General features: G+C 37.0%; 19 protein-coding genes and 1 riboswitch. Of the genes, 8 read left to right on the top strand and 11 right to left on the bottom strand.

Going from position 1 to position 21,847, the window contains the following annotated elements:
- Window positions 1–46: 46 nt before the first annotated feature.
- Both I586_RS10800 and I586_RS10805 read left to right on the top strand, forming a co-directional pair.
- On the top strand, window positions 47–1,783 hold the full coding sequence (locus tag I586_RS10800) for an ABC transporter ATP-binding protein (protein WP_010766191.1): 1,737 nt from the start codon (window positions 47–49) through the stop codon (window positions 1,781–1,783).
- Window positions 1,784–1,788: 5 nt separating this feature from the next.
- Window positions 1,789–3,564, top strand: coding sequence for an ABC transporter ATP-binding protein (locus I586_RS10805; RefSeq protein ID WP_010766192.1), 1,776 nt, complete (start codon window positions 1,789–1,791; stop codon window positions 3,562–3,564).
- A gap of 367 nt (window positions 3,565–3,931) precedes the next feature.
- Here I586_RS10805 and I586_RS10815 read toward each other — a convergent pair whose 3' ends face one another.
- The 3 genes from I586_RS10815 to I586_RS10825 all read right to left on the bottom strand — a co-directional run bounded on the left by I586_RS10815 (window position 3,932) and on the right by I586_RS10825 (window position 7,302).
- Complete coding sequence (locus tag I586_RS10815) at window positions 3,932–5,323, bottom strand: MFS transporter (RefSeq protein WP_010766193.1); 1,392 nt, start codon at window positions 5,321–5,323, stop codon at window positions 3,932–3,934.
- A 93-nt stretch (window positions 5,324–5,416) separates the two neighbouring features.
- Complete coding sequence (locus tag I586_RS10820) at window positions 5,417–6,646, bottom strand: MFS transporter (protein WP_010766194.1); 1,230 nt, start codon at window positions 6,644–6,646, stop codon at window positions 5,417–5,419.
- A gap of 182 nt (window positions 6,647–6,828) precedes the next feature.
- Window positions 6,829–7,302, bottom strand: coding sequence for a MarR family winged helix-turn-helix transcriptional regulator (locus I586_RS10825; RefSeq protein WP_010766195.1), 474 nt, complete (start codon window positions 7,300–7,302; stop codon window positions 6,829–6,831).
- Between the two features lie 204 nt (window positions 7,303–7,506).
- Window positions 7,507–7,678: riboswitch (Lysine riboswitch) on the top strand.
- A 150-nt stretch (window positions 7,679–7,828) separates the two neighbouring features.
- Here I586_RS10825 and I586_RS10830 point away from each other — a divergent pair.
- Both I586_RS10830 and I586_RS10835 read left to right on the top strand, forming a co-directional pair.
- On the top strand, window positions 7,829–9,412 hold the full coding sequence (locus tag I586_RS10830; RefSeq protein WP_010766196.1) for an ABC transporter permease subunit: 1,584 nt from the start codon (window positions 7,829–7,831) through the stop codon (window positions 9,410–9,412).
- Window positions 9,413–9,462: 50 nt separating this feature from the next.
- Window positions 9,463–10,203, top strand: a complete 741-nt coding sequence (locus I586_RS10835) for an amino acid ABC transporter ATP-binding protein (protein ID WP_010766197.1) — start codon at window positions 9,463–9,465, stop codon at window positions 10,201–10,203.
- 136 nt (window positions 10,204–10,339) lie between these two features.
- Here the strand turns inward: I586_RS10835 and I586_RS10840 are convergent, their stop codons facing one another.
- Window positions 10,340–10,906, bottom strand: a complete 567-nt coding sequence (locus I586_RS10840) for an LOG family protein (protein ID WP_010766198.1) — start codon at window positions 10,904–10,906, stop codon at window positions 10,340–10,342.
- A 36-nt stretch (window positions 10,907–10,942) separates the two neighbouring features.
- On the bottom strand, window positions 10,943–11,581 hold the full coding sequence (locus I586_RS10845; RefSeq protein WP_010766199.1) for a histidine phosphatase family protein: 639 nt from the start codon (window positions 11,579–11,581) through the stop codon (window positions 10,943–10,945).
- A gap of 155 nt (window positions 11,582–11,736) precedes the next feature.
- Here I586_RS10845 and I586_RS10850 point away from each other — a divergent pair, with 155 nt between their 5' ends.
- The 4 genes from I586_RS10850 to I586_RS10865 all read left to right on the top strand — a co-directional run bounded on the left by I586_RS10850 (window position 11,737) and on the right by I586_RS10865 (window position 15,840).
- Window positions 11,737–12,063, top strand: coding sequence for a MazG nucleotide pyrophosphohydrolase domain-containing protein (locus I586_RS10850; protein WP_010766200.1), 327 nt, complete (start codon window positions 11,737–11,739; stop codon window positions 12,061–12,063).
- 14 nt (window positions 12,064–12,077) lie between these two features.
- A complete protein-coding gene (locus I586_RS10855) occupies window positions 12,078–12,566 on the top strand; it encodes a GNAT family N-acetyltransferase (protein WP_010766201.1) in 489 nt (162 codons plus the stop codon).
- Between the two features lie 105 nt (window positions 12,567–12,671).
- A complete protein-coding gene (gene brnQ, locus I586_RS10860) occupies window positions 12,672–14,027 on the top strand; it encodes a branched-chain amino acid transport system II carrier protein (RefSeq protein ID WP_010766202.1) in 1,356 nt (451 codons plus the stop codon).
- Between the two features lie 304 nt (window positions 14,028–14,331).
- Complete coding sequence (locus I586_RS10865; protein WP_010766203.1) at window positions 14,332–15,840, top strand: helix-turn-helix domain-containing protein; 1,509 nt, start codon at window positions 14,332–14,334, stop codon at window positions 15,838–15,840.
- A gap of 80 nt (window positions 15,841–15,920) precedes the next feature.
- On the opposite strand, the gene truA is transcribed toward I586_RS10865, so the two are convergent.
- From truA to I586_RS10895, 6 genes are all read right to left on the bottom strand, one after another.
- Window positions 15,921–16,667, bottom strand: coding sequence for a tRNA pseudouridine(38-40) synthase TruA (gene truA / locus I586_RS10870; RefSeq protein ID WP_010766204.1), 747 nt, complete (start codon window positions 16,665–16,667; stop codon window positions 15,921–15,923).
- 19 nt (window positions 16,668–16,686) lie between these two features.
- Window positions 16,687–17,484 (bottom strand): energy-coupling factor transporter transmembrane component T family protein, encoded by a 798-nt coding sequence (locus I586_RS10875; RefSeq protein WP_034702371.1) that lies wholly within the window; start codon window positions 17,482–17,484, stop codon window positions 16,687–16,689.
- A complete protein-coding gene (locus I586_RS10880) occupies window positions 17,481–18,350 on the bottom strand; it encodes an energy-coupling factor ABC transporter ATP-binding protein (RefSeq protein WP_010766206.1) in 870 nt (289 codons plus the stop codon). The genes I586_RS10875 and I586_RS10880 overlap by 4 nt, the downstream gene beginning before the upstream one ends.
- Window positions 18,326–19,165, bottom strand: a complete 840-nt coding sequence (locus I586_RS10885; RefSeq protein WP_010766207.1) for an energy-coupling factor ABC transporter ATP-binding protein — start codon at window positions 19,163–19,165, stop codon at window positions 18,326–18,328. Before I586_RS10885 ends, I586_RS10880 begins: the two co-directional genes overlap by 25 nt.
- A gap of 253 nt (window positions 19,166–19,418) precedes the next feature.
- Window positions 19,419–20,588, bottom strand: coding sequence for a M20 family metallopeptidase (locus I586_RS10890; RefSeq protein WP_010766208.1), 1,170 nt, complete (start codon window positions 20,586–20,588; stop codon window positions 19,419–19,421).
- Between the two features lie 15 nt (window positions 20,589–20,603).
- On the bottom strand, window positions 20,604–21,803 hold the full coding sequence (locus tag I586_RS10895) for a hypothetical protein (protein WP_010766209.1): 1,200 nt from the start codon (window positions 21,801–21,803) through the stop codon (window positions 20,604–20,606).
- Window positions 21,804–21,847: the final 44 nt, after the last annotated feature.

Raw genomic sequence — 21,847 nt, forward strand, 5'->3', positions numbered from 1 at the left:
TTGAAGGTGTAGAATTCCCTTTGAGTCTTGAAAAGGAGGAATTTATATGAAAATCATTCAGTTTTTCATTAAAAAGAATCTGACACTTATTTTAGCGACAGTTCTTTGTTTATGTTTACAAATTATCGGAACACTTGGTGTACCGTTACTCGTAGCACAATTGATCGACGTTGGGATTGCTAGCGGCGATGAACAATCCATAAAAATGATTGGGCTTAAAATGCTCACAATGGCTTTATTTGGTGCGCTCTCAGCCATTGCTGGAAGTTATCTTTCCGCTAAAGTAGCTGCAAAATTTGGATTGGAAACTCGAGAAATGTTTTTTACAAAACTACAAACATTTTCTATTAAAGATGCAGATAACTTTGGAACAGGTTCCCTACTAACACGAATGACAAATGACGTTGATAATATTCAACAAATGATCGTTTTGTTTCTACAACTCATTTTACCTGCACCGATCATTGCGATTTTCTCACTTTATATGACGTACACTTATTCAGCGACATTGGCTTTGGTACCACTGATTGCAATCGCAGCTTTTGGGTTGATCGTCTATATCTTGATGAAAAAAGGAACGCCACTTTCATTATTGATCCAACCTAAAATGGATAAAATCATCGTAACCTTGCGGGAATTTTTCACTGGGATTAATATGATTCGAGCTTTTAACAATCAAGAATATGAAGAAGAACGAACAAATAAAACATTTTCTGACTATGCAAACGGCATGATCCGCGTAAACAGTATTTTCGCGTTTATTACACCAGTTGCCTTCTTATTAATGGGTGTGGTGTTCTCTTCTATCTTATGGTTTGGTGGAAACTTTGTGGCACTTGGTACCTTGCAAATTGGTACGGTTTCTGCCGTCGTTGAATATTCTTTACTAACGCTTGCTTACTTAATGATTGCAGCAATGGTGTTAGTCATGTTACCTAGATCCCTTGCTTCAGTAAAAAGAATTGAAGAAATTTTAAATACCCAAGACCAAATTCTTGATACTGATCAACCTGTTTTACTTGAAGAAACGGAACCGCAAGATGCCTTGATCAATTTAAATCACGTAACCTTCAGTTATGATCAAGCGGATGAACCCGTTTTAGAGGATATCCATTTCAGTATTCCAAAAGGAAAAACAACCGCAATCGTTGGTGGTACAGGTTCTGGTAAGAGTACGGTTGCCAAATTACTGCTAAGACTTAGTGATGTCTCAGAAGGTGCGATTTTATTTGATGGCATAGATATTAGAAATGTTACACAAGAAGAATTACGCTCTAAAATCAGTTATGTTCCTCAAAAAGCGTTTCTATTCAGCGGAACGATCAAGAGTAATTTATTGATGGGCTATCCTGATGCAACAAAAGCTGATATGGATCGAGCAGCCAAAATTTCTCAGCTTTCTTCTTACCTCGCTACATTAGAAGATGGTTATGATTCATTTGTGGCTCAAGGGGGAACTAACTTCTCTGGTGGACAAAGACAGCGTTTGTGTATCGCCCGCGCCTTGATCAAACCTGCAGATATTTATATTTTTGACGATAGTTTTTCAGCACTTGATTATAAAACGGATGCTGCATTAAGACTCGCATTAAAAGAAGAAATGTCCGATAAAACCTTACTGATCGTCGCTCAACGTTTAAGCACAATCCAACAAGCTGATACAATCATCGTTTTAGATGAGGGAAAAATTGTAGGTCAAGGAACACATAGCCAACTGTTACAACAAAATAAAACCTACCAAGAGTTTGCCCGCTCACAAGGGATTATCACGGAAGGAGCATAGTCATGATGGAAAAATTAAATAAACAAACACTAAAACGGTTCTTTCAATTGATTCGACCTGAACGCCCGATATTTTTCGGCTTGATTTTATGTAGCTTAGTGGGGAATGCTTTAGTCATCGCTATGCCATTTATTATGGGTATCGCTATTGATGATTTGCTTACACTGATCAAAACTCACGGAGTCGGTCATATCACATTTTTGATGGTTCAAGATGCTTTATTGATACCTGTTTTGATTTTGATTGTCTTTTCGATCATCAGTAGCTTGATGTCTTATACACAAGAACGTGTGATGGCATCTTTAAGCGAACGGATCACCCTAAGAGTCCGAAAAGAAGTCACAAAAAAATTCAAATCATTGCCGATGGCGTTTTTTGATCAACATCAAGTTGGAGATATTCTCAGCCGAACAACGACCAGTTTAAACCAGTTGTCTCAAGTTTTCTTAACTGGGATCAATCAATTTTTCACTTCGATTTCAACGATTGTCTTTGCTGGGATCATGTTGTTCTATATTGATGTAAAACTAACTTTGATCGTTGTTGTCTTGATTGCAGGAAGCTCATTCCTAACTGGCAAAATTGCCAATAAAAATAAGAAACTAGCCGAAGCAAGTCAGTCAGAACTTGGGATTTTGAACAACAAAACTGAAGAGTTTTTATCTGGGAATTTAGTGACAAAAACCTTCAATCAACAAAATCATGCAAAAGACGTCATCTCTCAAACAAATCAAAAGCACTACAAAGCCTTTTTAAGTGCTCAATTTATGAACTTTGCGATTTATCCTGCAATTCGTTTGATCAATCAATTAGCGTTTATCGTCAGTGCGATCATCGGCGCCTTCTTGGTTCTACAAGGCGGAATCACAATTGGTTTGCTTCAAGCTTATCTACAATATATCAATCAAGTATCTGAACCGATTTCTACAGCTTCTTATGTTATCAACTCCATTCAAGCAGCGTTGGCAGCTGTTGATCGGATTTTTGAAATTTTAGATGCAGAAGACGATGTGCCAGAAAAAGCGAACATCCAACTCATCGATCATCCAACTGGTGCAATAACTTTTGATAACGTGCAATTTGGTTATACTAAAGAAAAAATATTGATGAAGCAAGTTGATTTCACTGTAAAGCCAAAACAAATGGTAGCCATCGTTGGCCCAACTGGTGCGGGTAAAACCACATTAGTAAACTTATTGATGCGTTTTTACGAGTTAAATGGAGGTCGTATCACCTTTGATGGCGTAGATATCACAGACCTTTCAAGAACAAATCTACGTGCAATGTTTGGAATGGTTTTACAAAATACGTGGTTATTTGAAGGTACAATTGCAGAGAATATTGCGTATGGACGCATGGATGCAACCCGAGAAGAAGTGATTGAAGCGGCTAAAATCGCACAATGTGACCACTTTATTAGAACATTGCCTAACGGTTATGATTCAATCATTTCAAGTGAAAACGGCTCATTGTCACAAGGACAGCAACAACTATTGACGATCGCCAGAATCATTTTGGCAAATCCCCCTGTGGTTATTTTGGATGAAGCAACCTCTAGCGTGGATACGAGAACAGAAGCGCATATCCAAAAAGCAATGGATGAGGTAACGAATAATCGGACTAGCTTTGTGATTGCACATCGTTTATCTACGATTGAAAATGCGGACTTGATTTTAGTGATGAAAGATGGCGATATCGTGGAAAAAGGAAATCATCAAGAACTACTGGCCAAACCTTCGTTATATGCCTCTTTGTATAATAGCCAGTTTCAGCAAACTTAACTACCATTCTAAAAGGTGATTGCTATAACGTTTAGGCCGCTCATTCTTATTATATAAAACACAAAAAAAAAGAAAACCAGTCAACGCATGTACAAATGAATAATAAAGTGTCTGGGACATAACTCTGCGAGTCATATCCCAGACACCTAGTATACGAATAAACGGTGGGAGCAAATGGTCCTCGATGCTTCGAGGATCGGAGTGAAACGAGAACCGTAGAGGCAGAAGCAACCCCTTCGGAAATAAGCTGAAATTCACAAAAATCGGAAGTGCAATTTTCGTGAATTCCTTCTTATTTCTCGGGGTTAAACACTCCTGTCCCAACCTCTTTTTATTGTTGCTTATTGGTTCTTCACTGGTCGATTTATCACCATTCTTTATAATCAGAACCAAAACTTCCTAAATCATCCGTTGGTTCTCGTAACATCGAACTACTTAAAAGTCCGTCAACTTCACTCATCTGATGATTTTTCACAAGAAACAATCGGGGATAACTCGATGAGTCAACCTTTATCTCATAATACCCATCCATTAACTTGGAGTAATCTAGATTTTTTATGACTTCATCACGATACTTTATCGCATTTTCTTCTCGTTCATCAAAATCACTCTCTTCCACATAAGGATATTGTATTGGGACATTCGCAATGATCATCTGACTTTTCATCAATTGTTTGACTGTCACTGCTGCATACCCACCAAAAACGGACTGTTTTTTATTTGTAGATTGACTATTTTCTTTCGCCCATTGCTTGATTTTTTTAGTACTACCTTCATTATTATAGGCTAGATAAGGCAAGTCATAAGCTGTTCGAATCTCATTTTTTTCAAGTGGTGTATTTACCCCTATCTCTTTTGTCAATCCACTCTTAGCAATACTCTTTTCAACTTCTTCTGAAAATCCATCTAGAAATGCTTTCGCTTCTTTTGAATGTGCCGGTACTTGAAGAATCGTTTGAATTGAGTGATCATACGTAGTCAGAGTACTATCCGTTAGTTCCCACTTATCCTTTAGATTCGATCGTTCCAAGACTCCTTTAGCAGATACAGAAATACCTTCTTGCGTTACCGTATAATCCAGCTGAACATGTGTCGAATTTGAAGAATCATACGCTTTGACAATCTGTACGTCTCCTTTTGTTCCAACACTATGAAGCTTTTCTTCAATTACTTGTTGGTATTCATCATTTCGATTATTTTGAGCATAGGTAAGGAAGCCTAGACGTGTTCCAACGGTCAAAAGGATAAGGACAATCGGAATCATCCCGCCAAAAACAACAGATTTTACATGAATAGATTTTACTCTATCCCCCGTAAAATCACGTGAACGATCAACAACTAGCCAACCCGTTATAGCTACAAAAAGCACCATTAGCCCTACACCGATTGTTCCAGGACTAAAAAGTGTCGTATACGGAAACAGAGAAGAATAGCCAATCTTCCAAAATAAAACGAGTAATAAAAGCCAAGATGTTACATAAATACTGATCAACCGTTGAACTTGTGGCTCCTTTTGATTCATTTTTTTCAAAAAAAAGACCGCCACAACGCCATTTACGATAAACGAAACGATATAACCAATAAAAACAAATTGTAGTATCACAAAAGAATAAATCAATCCGTATGGCTGATTCGGCGTGTTCCCTGAAAAATCAAATTTCAACGCTCCGTAGATAAATGTTACGATAAAAATCAAGAGCGGCAATAACACCGCTGTTTTTGTTAACTTTTTAAATTTTATAATACCAATTCCTCCCAACTTATCATCAAAAACTCCCTTTTGACAAACCCTGTAACTATTAGTTTACCATAAGAAATAAGCGGGTCTAGTTATTTTTTTAGTTCCATTTGTTTACACTCTGTCCTTGACTAAAACAGTGATTGCTATTATAAGCAAAAATACTCCCATAACTGCTGGCGCAGCAGACCCTAACGTTACATACAATTGTCCACCAATAATTGGACCAATGATTCTTGCTAAAGACTGAATTGATTGGCTTCCACCTTGAACACGCCCTTGTTCACTTGCGTTAGCAGATTTAGAGACCATTCCATTAAATGCAGGGCCAAAAATCGAATCCCCAAAACCAAAGATAAACATTCCTATGATAAAAAAAGGATAAAAAGAACATACTGCTGACAAACCAATCAACCCATAACCGATAACTTCTGAAACCATTCCTAAAATAACAATTTTTTTGTCATTCAATTTGCGTAATAATCGTGGCATAATCAATCCTTGTGAAACAATATCTTGAATACCCATAATCGAAAATACTAGACCAATCAGAGCAGGTTTCCAATTGAATGTGTCGATTGTAAATTGTGACAAAATTGCTTGTAACGAGCCACTTGGAATCCATAGTAAGAATCCAGCAATAAGCAAACGATTTAATTTCTTGATCGACAATACACTGAAGAGTTGTAGAAATGGATTCAGCCTTGAAAAAGGAATTTCTTTTAAACGATTGCTTGCGTTTAGACTTTCTGGCATAAAAAAGAAACCATAAACTACATTCAACAAGGTGATGATTGCGCCAAAATACAATGGTGCAGCATACCCAAATTTTGCTGCTATTAGTCCACCCAAAGTTGGTCCCATAACAGAACCTACACCTGCAATGGCGCTGACCCATCCGAAATACTTTGTTCGCTGTTCTTTTGGCGTGATATCAGCAAAATAAGCAAAAATCGTACTAATACTTCCTCCTGTTATTCCTTCAATGATTCGACCAGCAAATAACACCCATAAAGAACCGCCGATCCCAAAAACCAAGAACCCGATCGCTGCACCTAATAAACTAAACAATAGTAATGGTCGCCGTCCAAACCTATCACTCAATGCGCCAAGAATCGGAGCAGAAAAAAACATGCAGACAGCATAGACTGAAATCAAAAGTGTCACAATAATTGCTTGATTGTTCGGATGAACAACATACGGTTCGACTAAAAAAGGAATGACTGGCGTTATGATACTAAAGCCTATTCCAATCAGAAATACGGAAATCAATCCAAAGATTAATGCATGCTTATCCGTTGTTGGCTCTATAGTTGATTTATGTTGTGTTTTTAATGTTGACATTTTTTATTCTCCTTGATTGTTTTTAGTTTCCTAAGAAACATAAACACTTTAACTCTATTTTGTTTCTTTGTCAACAAAAAAACAGTGATGTCCCTTTTGGGTTACATCACTGCCTCATAGAGCCCGAATATACGATCACGCAGAAGTAACTTCTTCTGTCTCAACCATGCCCTGACTCTGTTTTATTCTGATGGAATATCTATTCCTTGTTTCTTCATCTCTTCATCCAAATGTTGACTATATTTTTCTATAAACCTAAGCATATCATCGAATTGTGCTTCCGTAACATGCTCAAAAACCACTTTGTCACGTTCACGAAATTCTTCATGAAGCTTTTCATGGATAGTGAACACTTTTTTTCCTTGTTCAGTCAATTTAAAATAAATCTCTTTTTTATTTTTTGGTTTTTGGTAGCTTTCAATCACGTCTTTTTTGATGAGCTTTTTAGTTATTTTACTGATAGCTCCTCTTGTCATATATAAAGATTCCGCAAGTTTCGTCACATTTGGATCGACAGATTTCCCAATTGATTCGATACAATGAACTTCCGAAGGTTTATATTCTTTAAGTGCTTCCTCCATTTTTTGCTTGTTCAACCATGCTAATTTGTTAAACAGTCCCCTAAACTCCGTTGTTGTCTGTTCTTTTTTATTCATAGGCTATCTCCTATCATCATTGAGTCATTTATTTTAGTATAATGATTTTTTGTTTCTATTTCAACAATTTGGTTAAACTTTGGGTTAGTCGTTTTTTTATCCTTTACATTAGAAAATACTCAATCTGCCTATGTCGAATATTGACTTTTATGGGTAAATAACGTACACTGTGTACTTGAATCTAATAATTTAATAGTACCTCAAATTTGAGGTAGAGGTTGCGATTTTTATTAAGCTTGTGGAGTGAGAGGACACAGTGAATCAAGTCTAGGAGAAATCGCCGAAATGCATAACAGCCTCCCTGTTGTGTGTTGGGACGTAAGCGAACAACTTACGGACTGTCTTAGTAGTGATGCTAAGTTGCGCTATGTTTTTGTTGAGAGTACCTGACGATAGTAGGCAACCATGCATTTTTGTATGGTTGTTTTTTTACGTATAGAAGAATAGGTTCGACCTATTCTTCAAAACTCTTTAAACTAAATGATAGTAGAACAAATTAAGTGGTTAAACAGAAAGGAAGAAAAACATGAACAAGAAATCATTTTCACTTGGCTTATTATTTGCAATCATTTTAAGCATCTTCTTTACTCCAGTATTCAGTCAAGCAGAAACGAACGGTGAATTCCGTGTCGGGATGGAAGCAGGCTATGCTCCATTTAACTGGTCACAAAAAACAGATGCCCACAGTGCGGTGCCAATTCAAGGCAATTCCTCTTATGCTGGAGGATATGATGTACAAATCGCTAAAAAAATTGCAGATGGCTTGGATAAAAAACTCGTTATCGTGCAAACTAAATGGGACGGCTTGGCTCCTGCTCTACAATCAGGAAAAATCGATGCCATTATCGCTGGGATGAGTCCTACCGCAGAACGTCGTAAAGAAATTGATTTTACTGATCCTTATTACGAATCACAATTAGTCGTCGTCGTTCAGAAAAAAGGGAATTTCGCAGAAGCTAAAAATTTGAAAGATTTATCTGGTGCTAAAGTAACAGCACAGTTAAATACTTTCCATTACAGTGTGATCGATCAAATTCCTGGTGTGAACAAACAACAAGCAATGGATAATTTTTCAGCCATGAGAACAGCATTAGCTTCTGGTATGATCGATGGTTATGTTAGTGAACGTCCGGAAGGCGTAACTGCAACTGGCGTTAATAAAGACTTAGCAATGTTAGAGTTTTCAAAAGAGAATGGTTTCCAGACAAATGCCGAAGATGTGCAGATTGCGGTTGGTATGCGTAAAGCTGATCCACAAATCAGCAAAGTCAATCAAATTTTATCTGGGATTTCTTCAGAAGAACGAACAAAAATCATGGATCAAGCAGTGAAAGATCAACCTGCTGCAGAAACAAGTGATAGTGAAAAAACAGGCGTTTTAGCTGATTTTAAAACTATCTGGGATCAATATGGCGGGATGTTTTTACGTGGTGCAGGTCTAACCTTATTTATCGCTTTAGTCGGAACAGTTGTTGGAACATCTTTAGGATTATTGATTGGTGTTGTTCGAACAATTCCTGAATCTGAAAATAAAGCAAAACGTTTCTTCCAAAAATTAGGTAATGGACTGCTTTCTATTTATATCGAAGTCTTTCGTGGTACTCCTATGATGGTTCAAGCAATGGTTATCTTCTATGGTTTAGCCTTAGCGTTTGGTATTTCTTTAGATCGAACAGTAGCGGCCTTGTTTATCGTTTCAATCAACACAGGTGCCTACATGTCTGAAATCGTCCGCGGCGGAATTTTTGCAGTGGATCAAGGACAATTTGAAGCGGCTCAAGCAATTGGAATGACACATGGTCAAACAATGCGTAAAGTCGTTGTGCCTCAAGTATTGCGTAATATCTTACCTGCTACAGGAAACGAGTTTGTTATCAATATCAAAGATACTGCTGTATTGAGTGTTATCGGCGTAGCTGACTTATTCTTCCAAGGTAACTCTGCATCTGGCGCAAACTTCCAATTCTTCCAAACATTTACTATTGTTGGGATCATGTATTTAATCATGACTTATGCGATTACACGTGTTTTACGTATTGTTGAGAAGAAAATGGATGGACCTTCAGCTTATGTAAAATTAGAAGAAGCAGAAAATCTAAAAGAAAGCTAAGGATTTAGCTTTCCTGACTAACCTTGAAAGACAAATAGGAGGAAATAAAGATGAACCAAATTATTGAAGTCGAACATTTAAGAAAAAGCTTCGGTGAAAACGAAGTCTTAAAAGATATCAATGTGACGGTAAATAAAGGAGAAGTTGTAACAATCATCGGTTCTTCTGGCTCCGGTAAATCAACCCTTTTACGTTGCATCAACTTACTAGAAAAACCAACTGGTGGCAAAATCATCTACAACGGTGAAAACGTCTTAGAACGTGGATATAACTTACCAAAATATCGCACTCATTTAGGAATGGTATTTCAATCGTTCAACCTATTTAATAATATGAACGTTTTAGAAAATTGTACTACTGGACAGCTCACAGTCTTGAAACGTGGAAAAGATGAAGCTCAAAAAATTGCCCTAGAGAACCTCGAAAAAGTTGGTATGGAACGATTCGTTGATGCTAAACCAGCACAACTTTCCGGTGGTCAAAAACAGCGTGTGGCAATTGCTCGTGCCTTATCGATGAATCCCGATGTTATGCTGTTTGACGAGCCAACTTCAGCGCTTGACCCTGAAATGGTCGGCGAAGTGCTAAAAACAATGAAGGATTTAGCTCATACAGGTCTTACAATGATCATCGTAACTCATGAAATGGAATTTGCTAAAGAAGTTTCTGATCGTGTGATTTTTATGGACAAAGGCGTGATCGCTGAAGAAGGTACATCGGACGATATCTTTGTTCATCCAAAAGAAGAGCGTACAAAAGAATTCTTACACCGAATTTTAACTAAAGCTTAGGCAAAAATCGATATAGACAAGTTATTTAAACTCAATTGATTAGACTTAAAAAACAGCACAATGCCCAAAGCGCATTGTGCTGTTTTTATTCAATCGCCTTCATGTCGATTTTTTCACATTGAGTGTTAACGTCACATTATTTATATTGTCTAATTTCTGATGGTGTAAAAGTATCGATAACCATTTGGATGTCATCCAGTGACTCAGAGAAAAAAATGTTTTCTCTGTCTTTTTTTGTTAAAAAACCATCTAAAACCATTTTATCAAAAAAATCAGCTAACAAATCGTAATATCCGTCTACATTAAAAAAGATACAAGGGTTTTGGTGCTCGCCTACTCTTCCCCATGAAACGACTTCCGATATCTCTTCTAACGTTCCAGGACCGCCAGGCAAGGCTATATAACAATCAGCTAAATCAATCATCTTTCGTTTACGTTCATGCATATCGTTTACAATATGCATTTCGGTAATTTCTTGATGCGCCAGCTCACGTTCTAATAAAAATGTGGGCATAACCCCGATTGCTTTTCCCCCATTTGCTAGAACCGTGTCTGCTAAAACACCCATCAATCCAACATTACCTCCACCATATACAAGATCATACTTGTGGGTACCCATCCATTCACCCAATTCTTTTGTTCGTTCTTGATAAATTGGTTTTGTGCCTACACTTGCGCCACAATAAACTGCTATTTTTTTCATAACATCCACCTATATTAATTCAATTTTTTTATTCTATTATGCTTCCTCATTTTGTGATTGATACGATATATCGTTAAACGATTTCAGTGTATAATGCGTTGCATGATTTTCTTTCTCTAAAATCGTAATACTTGTATTAGCCAAAGGACCACCTTCACGCCATTTCGCTTTGTCTTTCCCTATTAATGAATTGATCAACGTAATCAACAACACGCCGTGAGCCACAATCAGTATTTGTCCATCTGGGTACTCATTACTGATCATCTCTATTATTTGAGTTGCTCGAGCAACTAAGGAATCAATTGTCTCCCCATCAAATGAAGAGGGATCATATAGATCTGGACGTTCCCTTAGATAATTTGTCTGTTCATCTTTGTGATCGATTTCAGCGCCTTCTCGTTTGCCAAATCTAATTTCTCTTAGATTATCATAATAGCGCACTGTTAGCCCATTTAAAAAATTATTTTCTTTTAGTATATAGTTGGCTGTATCCATCGCTCTTTTTTGAGTACTGACAAGAGCTGCATCAAATGACGTATCACAGAGATAGCGTCCTGCTTGAATCGCTTGTTCAATCCCAATTGGAAGGAGTGGAGAATCAATCTCTCCTCCTTGAAATCTCAAACTTAAATTTAGTTCTGTTTTTCCATGTCTAACAAAATAAAATGTGGTCATTTGTTTTACCCTCCATTTTTTGTCTATGCCTTATACTTGATTATGATACTACAAATAAACAAACTTTGCTCTGTAAAAAAATGACTAAGATCAACATCACTTTTATTTTTTTGATTCTCTATGCTACCATAGTAAAATAGACTGGAGGGAATTACATGGATCTTCAACAGTATCAACAATGGATCAGTGATTTTTATAAAAAAAGAGGATGGTATCAGCTTGATTCCTTTATTCGGGTAGGGTTTTTATCAGAAGAAACAGGTGAAGTTGCTCGTGCTATCCGTGCGTTAGAAATCGGACGGGATCGACCAGATGAAGAAGAAAAAGCAACAGAAATTTTAATACAAGATTTAACAGAGGAACTTGGAGATGTCCTAGATAACCTCTTTATTTTAGCAGATAAATATGATATTCGTTTTGAAGACATTTTAACCTCTCATAAGCAGAAATTAACAGAGCGTTTCAACGATATGGAAAACTAGAAAGAAGGATCTTAATGGAGAAAAAAATAGAGATTCGAGCAATTGAAGAAAATGATTTTCCTGCATTACTCGAGATAGAAAATACAATTTGGACAAATGAAAATTCGCCTGTGCTTCACTACTATGACTCTGTGGACGAATATAAGGAAAAGATCGCGGGCCGAAAGATTTTTATTGCTGCAGAAAAGGATCAGGTTCATGGATTTGTTGATGTTCATCATCCCACACCCTTGCTCTCTCATAAAAAACAATGGATGATTGGTATTGGGGTTCATCCGAATAGTCAATCATTAGGGATTGGGCGACAATTACTCGATTATTTAAAAGAAGTCGCCATTCAAGAGGATATTCATAAGATTTCTTTGCGGGTTATGGGTACTAATACTAAGGCCATTCAGTTTTATGAAAAAAATGGATTCATCCAAGAAGCATTGTTTAAAGATGAATTCTTTATTAATGGTGCATTCTGTGATGATTATCAATTTGCTTATTTTACAGACTGACCAAGATCTTTTTTGAAAATCAGCTTTTCTTTCTGAAAATTTGCTTGCCGTCCTCTTCTTATTCTGTTACTTTAGTTAAGGATAACATGTAAGGAGTGTTGATGTGTGACAAAAAAATTATCGTGGCGGGATTATCTTTATGTAGGTTCCATGCTATTTGGGTTATTTTTTGGAGCAGGAAACCTGATTTTTCCTGTCCATATGGGGCAAGAAGCGGGTGCAAATATAATCTTAGCAAATATTGGCTTTTTGATTACTGGTATCGGGTTACCCTTTCTAGGTGTAATTGCAATCGGTATCTCCAAAAGTAATGGTGTTTTTGATTTAGCCACCCGAGTGAATCGACGTTATGCTGTTGGATTTACGGTGTTATTGTATATGACGATTGGTCCATTTTTCGCATTACCGCGATTAGCCACAACGTCTTTTGAAATTGGTTTAGCACCTTTTATCCCTAATGATCAGCAAAAACTAGTTTTAGCTATTTTTTCAGTATTATTCTTTTTTATCGCGTGGGCATTTTCTCGTAAGCCTTCGAAATTATTGGGCTATGTAGGAAAATTCTTAAATCCATTATTTCTATTTTTACTCGCAATTTTAATTCTTTTTGCTTTTCTTAATCCTTTGGGCCCTGTAGCTTCTGCACCTGTTGTTGCTACGTATACAGAAAACCCATTTATCAAAGGTTTTACTATGGGCTATAATACCTTAGATGCGCTAGCTTCTTTAGCATTTGGTATCATCATCGTGTCAACGATTCGAGGGATGGGTGTAGAAAAACCCAATGATATCGCAAAAGATACCATAAAATCCGGGGCAGTTAGTATTATTTTAATGGGCATCATTTATACCCTTTTATCTTTTATGGGGACAATGAGTTTAGGGAAATTTCCTATTAGCGAAAATGGTGGGATTGCTTTAGCTCAAATTGCTCAGCATTATTTAGGAAATTTAGGCAGTATTTTACTTGCATTTATTGTTATTCTTGCTTGTTTAAAAACGGCAATTGGTCTTATCACTGCTTGCTCTGAAACATTTAGTGAGCTGTTTCCAAAAAGATCTTATTCATTTTACATTGCTGGAGCAAGTATCTTGCCTTGTTTATTTGCCAATGTTGGGTTAACAAATATCATTCAATTCTCTATTCCAGTTTTGATGTTTATTTATCCCTTAGCAATGACGTTGATCCTTTTAGTGATCATCAGTCCTTTGTTCAATCATCGTAAAGAGGTTTATCGTATGACAACATACGTAACACTATTTGCGGCATTACTGGATGCGTTGAATAATATGCCTGATTTCATTAAATCTAATTCGTTCATCGCCTCTATTTTAGCTACTGCTGAGAATTATCTACCATTGTTCACAATTGGAATGGGATGGGTGATACCAGCTATAATAGGGTTTATTATCGGATTAATTTGGACTAAATTAAATACAAATACTACTTCAAATGAATAGTTTCGATGAGGTTGCTTCTGCGACCACTGTTTATTCGGATACTAAGAGCCTGGGACATAACTTTTTTAAGTTATGTCCCAGGCTCATCTTTTTTTCATTATACATACATCAAATTCTTATCTATCATCTTGCTAGTTTTTCTTCTCAAAATGAGAAATAATGTTCATTTCATTTCGTCGTTTGTTCATTCAATCGAAAAGACTATCTTTTTGTTAAAGATCTGTCACTAACTGTAGATTGGTTATCGTCTTAGCTGACAAGTCGCTATAAAGTACAGTAGAATAGGGAACAAGGAAGTGATCACATGCTATACGAAGAATTGATGATGGATTCGGGAATGCTCACAAAATTTAGACTTTTCAAACGAATCACTCAACTCAATCAACCAGATATTCCAATTACCCGAGTATCTGATAAATTATCTTTGAATTACCAACAGACATTTATTATCGTAAATGAAATCAATAATGACTTAGCCAAAATAATGCCTAAACATCCATCGATTTTAAAAAAAGCTGGAAAAATAGACAGTACTCAATTGCTAGTAACAATTGATGAATATCGCTATTTTCTATTAAAAAAATCGGTTCCTTTCCAATTTATTCTTTATTTCATAAACCATGATTATCCTAGTATTGATGACTTTTGTGAACGAAATTATGTTAGTCGCTCTACTGTTTCAAGAAAGATGTTACCGTTAAAAGCACACGTAAAACAATACAATTTGCGCTTTACATATACTGAAGCAAACTTAACTGGTGATGAACGTTCTGTCAGAGTCGCTCTCTTTGACGCTCTATGGTTAGGAACAAGAGGAACTGTCTGGCCTTTTAAAGAGATTGCTATTGAAGATGCAGAAAAACTTGCTATGGCATTTTCTGAATACTTCCCATTATCTAGAACCTATTTAGGCGCAAAAGAATTAACTTATTTTGCAGCAATCTTCCTTTGTCGTACGCGTAAAAAGTTTTTTGTTCCTTATGATTTTCGCTATGACTTTTTAATGCAAGATAACCCATATTATGATTTTGAGCGTTTAAACAAAGAGCTTGGACCCGTACATGCTTTACCAGCTAAACATAGTAAAGGGGAAAGTAGTTTTATTTTTTTCCTAGCTCACTATGCACCTTTTTATACATTAGAAGATGATCCTTCGCTGTATCAAACAATTCATGATTTTTCAACTCGACCTAATCTTGTATATGAGTTAGTGCAAGAATTTTTAGCCTATGCCAAAGTAAATATTTTTAAAAAAGAGCCCGAAATTTTAGACAAATCAATGATCATCGGGAATTTACTTAATATTGCTTTTACTTTTTTTGTCTTGCGCCAACCTTTTCCTAATCTTCAAAATTTAGTGGAATTACCACGTAAAAAGAAAAAAGCAGATGAACAGCTTGAAACACGGATACAATCCTTTTTCGATGAAAAATCGAAGGAAAAAGAATACAGATTTATCTACACGATCAAAAATCCGTTAGTCAAAGCATTCAAAGGTGTTTTACTTCCTGTTTATGCCAAACCAAAACATTCTGAACATCTAACGGTCGGTGTTGCTTTTGAACATAATTTTCTTTTAGTTAGAAGAATCTATCAGTTTTTAACTGATTTAGGTTTTATCGACGCTGCACCTTATCAAGAAGCCTTAAATGACCAATATGATTTAGTTATTAGTTCCTCTTTATTACCAAGAAAAAAATACCCAGACCTTCCGCTTTATTTTTGGGATCTATCTTATGGTGAAGAAGAGCTAACTGATTTATACCGAACATTGCAACAGCTTTTTGAAAAGAAAAATATTATTCAGGAATAACTATTGCCCACACCTCGGTTTGGGGAATACTGCTATCGAAAAAAGTTCTTAGCTTTTCATTAGCTAAGAACTTTTTTTGATTATTCATATTTTACTTCAACTAGATATAATCCTTCTGGATGGGCTGTCGGACCTGCCAAATTACGATCTTTTGCTGCAATAATTTCAGGTATTGCGTGTTCATCCATCCGACCATTCCCGATTTTAAGTAGTGTTCCCACTAGAATGCGGATCATCTTATATAAAAAACCATCCCCACGAAACGTAAAAATCAATTCATCGCCTGCTTCATTGACAGCTAAACTCGCTTCATGAATCGTGCGAACTTTATCTTCTATCTCGGTTCCAGAAGCACAAAATGAAGTAAAATCATGCGTTCCTATTAAATCATTCAATGCTCGCTGGATTTTCTCCGTATCAACTTCATAAGGAAAATAGCTAGCATAGAATCGTTTAAAAGGGCTTCTTGGTTTCCCAATATCTACTCTAAATTGATACATCTTTTCTACAACATGATAACGAGCATGAAACTCATCTGAAACGATTTCTACACTTTTTACGCCGATATCTTCTGGTGTTTGTGTATCTAATGCGTAGCGCATTTTCTCCAAGTCACGTGCGTGTGGATAATCAAAATGAATCACTTGCCCCACAGCGTGAACGCCTGCATCTGTACGACCAGAACCAAAAATCGTAATCGTTTTACCATTGTTCATTTTTCTTAATGTTTTTTCAACCTCTTCTTGAACGGTTCGTCCATTCGGCTGAACTTGAAATCCATTAAACTTCGTTCCATCATACGCAATGATTGCTTTATAGCGCGGCATTTCTTTTCCACCTTTACTTCTAACTTCTTAAAAAAACTAACGCTGCAGTTAAAGCGGCAAACGCCATCATCACTACAGTATCGTTCATGTGCCAATGTAGAACTCGATATTTTGTCCGACCATCTCCACCTTGGTATCCTCGAGCTTCCATAGCCGTAGCTAAATCTTCTGCTCGATTAAAGCTGCTGACAAACAACGGAATCAATAATGGCACAACAGCTTTCATTTTTTGAACCAAATTTCCTTCACCAAAATCGACACCACGAGCACGTTGTGCATTCATGATTTTTTCTGTTTCATCCATCAAAGTTGGAACAAAACGCAACGCAATCGACAACATCAGTGACACTTCATGAACAGGAAAACGAATTACTTTTAATGGACGCAACAAATATTCGATTGCATCTGATAAATCAAGAGGCGGGGTTGTCAATGTCAATAGTGTAGACATAAAAATGATCAATACAAAACGGCAGAAAATAAACAAACCGTTGATCACACCAAATTCAGTAATCGTAAAAATCCCCCACTTAAAGTAAACTTCGCCACCTTGCGTAAACAACATCTGCAATGCAACTGTAAATAAAATTAGCCAAATCAGTGGTTTGATCCCACGAATAAAGAAACGAATATTTACCTTTGATAGAAAAATCGCAAATAATGTAAAAATAGCTAATATAGCGTATGTTTGCCAATTATTCGCTAAAAAGATGATCCCAATAAAATAAAAGCTAGCAATCAACTTTGCTCGTGGATCCATCGTGTGAATAAACGAATTTCCTGGTATATAACGTCCAAATATCAATTTGTTCATCACAGGTCTTCACCTGCCTTTTTTAACCCTTTTATTAAATCCTCAGCCAATGTTTCGGCAGTCAATGGTAGTTGCTCAAATGTAATTCCTTTTGCTATCAATTTCTCTGCAAACGAAGCCGCCGTAGGAACACCTAATTGCTTTTCTTTCAACCATTCAAGATCGTGAAAAACATCTTGTGGTGTACCCGACTTCACAATTTGCCCTTGCTCTAATACGATTACATGATCTGCGTAATTCGCAACATCATCCATTAAATGAGTTACTAAAACAATGGTCATGCCGCGTACTTCATGCAAACGCTGAAACATTTCCATCATCTCTTTACGCCCTTGTGGGTCAAGTCCTGCTGTTGGTTCATCTAAAACTAATACTTCTGGTTCCATTGCCAAAACACCAGCAATCGCCACACGACGCATTTGACCACCTGACAATTCAAATGGTGATCGTTCTAGATAACTCCCATCCAACCCAACTAAGTCAAGCATCTCAGCTGCTAACTTTTCGGCATCTTCCGTTGAGACACCAAAATTTTTGGGACCAAACGCAATATCTTTTGCTACCGTTTCTTCAAATAATTGTGCTTCTGGAAACTGAAATACGATCCCAACTTTCTTTCGGATAGGTTTCAAATTTTTATTATTTGTTTCTGGAACGATTGTTCGATCACCTATGGTAACTGTTCCTTTTGTAGGTTTTACCAGCGCATTCAAATGTTGCAACAACGTCGATTTCCCGCTACCTGTATGCCCGACAATCGCTGTATAAGAGCCATTCTTTATCTTTAAATTCAAATCGAATAATGCCCGTTGTTCAAAGGGTGTATTGGGTTGGTACGTAAAATCTACTTGTTCAAAACGGATGTCCATAACCAATCCACCATCCTTTCTTCAGTCAAATATTCGTTTGGCACATCAACGCCACGTTGTTTCAACGCAATTTTTAGTTTTTCTGGGAAAGGAAGATCTAAGCCCATTTGAATCAATTCTGTTCCAGCAGAGAAAATTTTCTCTGGCGTTCCTTCACCGACAAGTTCCCCTTGTTTCATTACCAAAATTCGATTAGCATTCGCTGCTTCATCAATATCATGAGTAATTGAAATCACAGTCAAATTGCTTTCCTCTTTGATTTTTTTGATCGTTGTGATTACTTCTTCTCGGCCTTCTGGATCAAGCATACTTGTTGCTTCATCTAAAATGATGATATCAGGACGTAAAGCAACAACGCCCGCAATCGCTACACGCTGTTTTTGTCCGCCAGATAAACGTGCTGGTTCACGTGTAGCAAATGAATCCATACGTACTTTCTCTAAGGCATCTTTGACTCGCACAAGCATTTCTTCGCGCGGAATACCTTGATTCTCCAAACCAAATGCGACATCATCTTCTACTGTTGAGCCGACAAACTGGTTATCCGGGTTTTGGAACACCATTCCCACCATCTTGCGGATATCCCAAACATTGGTTTCGTTCAATTCTTTCCCACCAACTGAAATGCTCCCAGAAGCAGGTAATAGTAATCCATTGATTGTTTTAGCTAATGTTGATTTCCCTGACCCATTATGGCCAATAATTGCAATCCACTCACCTTGTTGGATGGAAAAAGATACATCTTTCAAAGCGGGAGAAGCATCTTCAGGTTGATAGTTAAAATCGATATTTTTTAATTCAATTATCGGTTGCATCGCGTACTCCCTCAATTATTTAGTCTTACTAACACTAACAAAAAATCAGTGTTTTTTCAATCATCACTTCTTATATTCACACTAATCTCTATTATAACAAAATAAGCCCCGATATGTGAATTCATATCTGTCAAGACAGAAAGTTTTTTTAGTAGCCGATAAATTGGTTTCGTTGCCGTAAATAAAAAAGATGGGAAGAACTACCTATCAGGTTCTTCCCATCTTTTAACAGCATCGTTATGACTGTGCCATTCTATTTATTTAAATACTCATATGCATATTGCGCATACAACTCTGCTCCAATTTCCATTGCATCTTCATCCACATTAAAACGACCATGATGATGCGCCCACTGTGTATCTTTTTTCGGATTGCCACATCCTACTAAAGCAAAACAGCCAGACGTATTTTCGGTGAAATAACTAAAGTCTTCTCCTCCAGTAGTGGGTGGTTCTTGAATAAGGGCCTTCTCACCAAAACTTTCCTTGATAATCTCTTGAGCAAACAACGCATCTTCTTCATCATTGATTACTGGTACCGTTCCATACTCATAGATTACAGTAGCAGTCCCACCATACATGGCCGCAGTTTGCTCAGCATAACGTTTTAGAGCGTTCTCTACTCTATTACGTGTTTCGATACTAAAACAGCGTACAGTCCCTTCTAGGCGAGCATTTTCTGCAATAACATTAAAACGGGTACCAACATCCATTTTTCCAACTGTGACTACCACTGGGTCTAACGGATTCGTCTCTCTAGAAACAACCGTTTGCACGTTCATAACGAACGAGGAGGCGATCAACGCTGCATCCACACACGCATCCGGCATAGCACCATGACCACCGCGTCCTTTAAAGTCAATTGAAAAGATATCGGCTGAAGCAAATGAAGATCCTACAACACAAGAAGCAGTTCCTGAAAGCATTTGCGACCAGATGTGAATACCAAAAACATCATCCACACCTTCCACTGCCCCTTGCGCAACCATCGCTTTTGCACCTTGTGCATTTTCTTCTGATGGCTGAAAAATAAATCGAACTGTTCCTTTTAATTGCGATTGAACTTCCTTTAATGCTTTCGCTGCTGTCAACAACATCGCGGTGTGAGCATCATGACCGCACGCATGCATTTTCCCATCTTCTAAGGACTTATAAGCAATGTCTTCTGTTAATTCTTGAACAGGTAAGGCATCCATATCTGCACGTAAAGCAACTGTTTTGCCTGGCTTCTCACCTACAAGTTCTGCAATGATTCCAGTAGGTTCTGTCTTTCGATAGGGAATCCCTATTTTGTCTAATACTTCAGCAACTTTTTCAGTTGTTCTGAATTCTTCAAATTGTAACTCAGGATGTTGATGTAAGTCTCTTCGAAACTCAATCATTTCTCCTTTATACTTTTGAATCAATTCTTTTAATTCTTTCATGCTATTCCCTCATTTCTATAAACTCAATAAAATACTTGAAAAAATTCCTGCAAGTATCACCGATACGATTGTAACAGTAATAAATCCTGCAACCAACATTGGTGGCATCATATGGCTGGTGAGTGCTTCTTTTTCCTTTTCATCTTCCGTCAAGGATTGGATCACTTCATTGGTAATAATGTAATCTGCTGGGAAGCCATACAGAGCTGTGAGTGATACTGCAAACGCCATTTCTTTACTAACACCTAGCAGTCTCCCTACAATCCCAGAAAAAATGTACATACCGATAACACCAATTACTATAATACCAACCATTGGTAAAAAGAGTTCTTCTAGCATTTCAGGTGTTGCTTTCTTTAATCCATCAAAAATAAAAAGCATCAATCCTAATATAGCAAAACCAAAACTGTTTGCTTTCTTCAATGGTTGCTTTTCTAAAAATCCAATCGAAGAAGCTAGCACTCCAAAAAATAAACATAATACAAAGGGACTGATCGATACAACCGGTGCGCACCAAACTGAAACATAATACGCAATCAAAGCTACAATCGCTAAACGAAATATTCGTGAAAAATCCGTATGGTACTTTTTAGGGATCTTTTTAAATAATCTAGGAACGTCATTGTCCGTCGTAGTAGTTTGGGTTTCTTGCTCATGAACTGGTGTCCATTCTCCACTACGGTATTTTTCCAGCATACGTTTACCTTCTTTTTTCAACATGATAGATGTTAAAGGATACCCAGCAAATCCCTGCATCACATAAATCAAAATTGCTAATACAGATAAAGATGTCAGCCCAGCTGTTTGAGCTGCTTCAGACATAATCAACGATGAGACAACACCGCCAACCAGTGGTGGAACTGCAACGAGAACCGTCTTTAAATCAAAAACGATCGACCCCACCGTCAATAATAATACAACAATACCTATAATACCCGAAAGTGTGATTACAATCGTTTTCCATTGATTAGCTAATTCTTTGATTGACAATAACGTCCCCATATTAGTAATCAAAAGGTACATTAGCAACGTCGCAACAACTGGTGGAATTCCCGCAATCTCAACAATATTTTCTGGAAAAAATGTCCAATACCCTATAACAAAGAGTACTGCACAAACGAAAACAGAAGAAATCCAAGCTTTTGTTTTATTTGATACAATATCTCCAATGGACAGAATCGCCATCAGTAATGTGAAAGCTGTCATTTGTGCCACAATAACTCCCCCTTAAAACTCCTTTTTTTGTCAGAAAATTCCGA

Source organism: Enterococcus moraviensis ATCC BAA-383 (assembly GCF_000407445.1).
GTDB lineage: Bacteria > Bacillota > Bacilli > Lactobacillales > Enterococcaceae > Enterococcus_L > Enterococcus_L moraviensis.

What these genes read in the sequence shown, in the direction of transcription:
- I586_RS10855 (WP_010766201.1), top strand. Translation starts at nt 12,078, where the DNA reads ATGGAGAAAAAAATAGAGATTCGAGCAATTGAAGAAAATGATTTTCCT.
- I586_RS10805 (WP_010766192.1), top strand. Translation starts at nt 1,789, where the DNA reads ATGGAAAAATTAAATAAACAAACACTAAAACGGTTCTTTCAATTGATT.
- I586_RS10800 (WP_010766191.1), top strand. Translation starts at nt 47, where the DNA reads ATGAAAATCATTCAGTTTTTCATTAAAAAGAATCTGACACTTATTTTA.
- I586_RS10890 (WP_010766208.1), bottom strand. Translation starts at nt 20,588, where the DNA reads ATGAAAGAATTAAAAGAATTGATTCAAAAGTATAAAGGAGAAATGATT.
- truA (WP_010766204.1), bottom strand. Translation starts at nt 16,667, where the DNA reads ATGCCGCGCTATAAAGCAATCATTGCGTATGATGGAACGAAGTTTAAT.
- I586_RS10845 (WP_010766199.1), bottom strand. Translation starts at nt 11,581, where the DNA reads ATGACCACATTTTATTTTGTTAGACATGGAAAAACAGAACTAAATTTA.
- I586_RS10840 (WP_010766198.1), bottom strand. Translation starts at nt 10,906, where the DNA reads ATGAAAAAAATAGCAGTTTATTGTGGCGCAAGTGTAGGCACAAAACCA.
- I586_RS10825 (WP_010766195.1), bottom strand. Translation starts at nt 7,302, where the DNA reads ATGAATAAAAAAGAACAGACAACAACGGAGTTTAGGGGACTGTTTAAC.
- I586_RS10880 (WP_010766206.1), bottom strand. Translation starts at nt 18,350, where the DNA reads ATGGACATCCGTTTTGAACAAGTAGATTTTACGTACCAACCCAATACA.
- I586_RS10885 (WP_010766207.1), bottom strand. Translation starts at nt 19,165, where the DNA reads ATGCAACCGATAATTGAATTAAAAAATATCGATTTTAACTATCAACCT.
- I586_RS10850 (WP_010766200.1), top strand. Translation starts at nt 11,737, where the DNA reads ATGGATCTTCAACAGTATCAACAATGGATCAGTGATTTTTATAAAAAA.
- I586_RS10835 (WP_010766197.1), top strand. Translation starts at nt 9,463, where the DNA reads ATGAACCAAATTATTGAAGTCGAACATTTAAGAAAAAGCTTCGGTGAA.
- I586_RS10820 (WP_010766194.1), bottom strand. Translation starts at nt 6,646, where the DNA reads ATGTCAACATTAAAAACACAACATAAATCAACTATAGAGCCAACAACG.
- I586_RS10830 (WP_010766196.1), top strand. Translation starts at nt 7,829, where the DNA reads ATGAACAAGAAATCATTTTCACTTGGCTTATTATTTGCAATCATTTTA.
- I586_RS10865 (WP_010766203.1), top strand. Translation starts at nt 14,332, where the DNA reads ATGCTATACGAAGAATTGATGATGGATTCGGGAATGCTCACAAAATTT.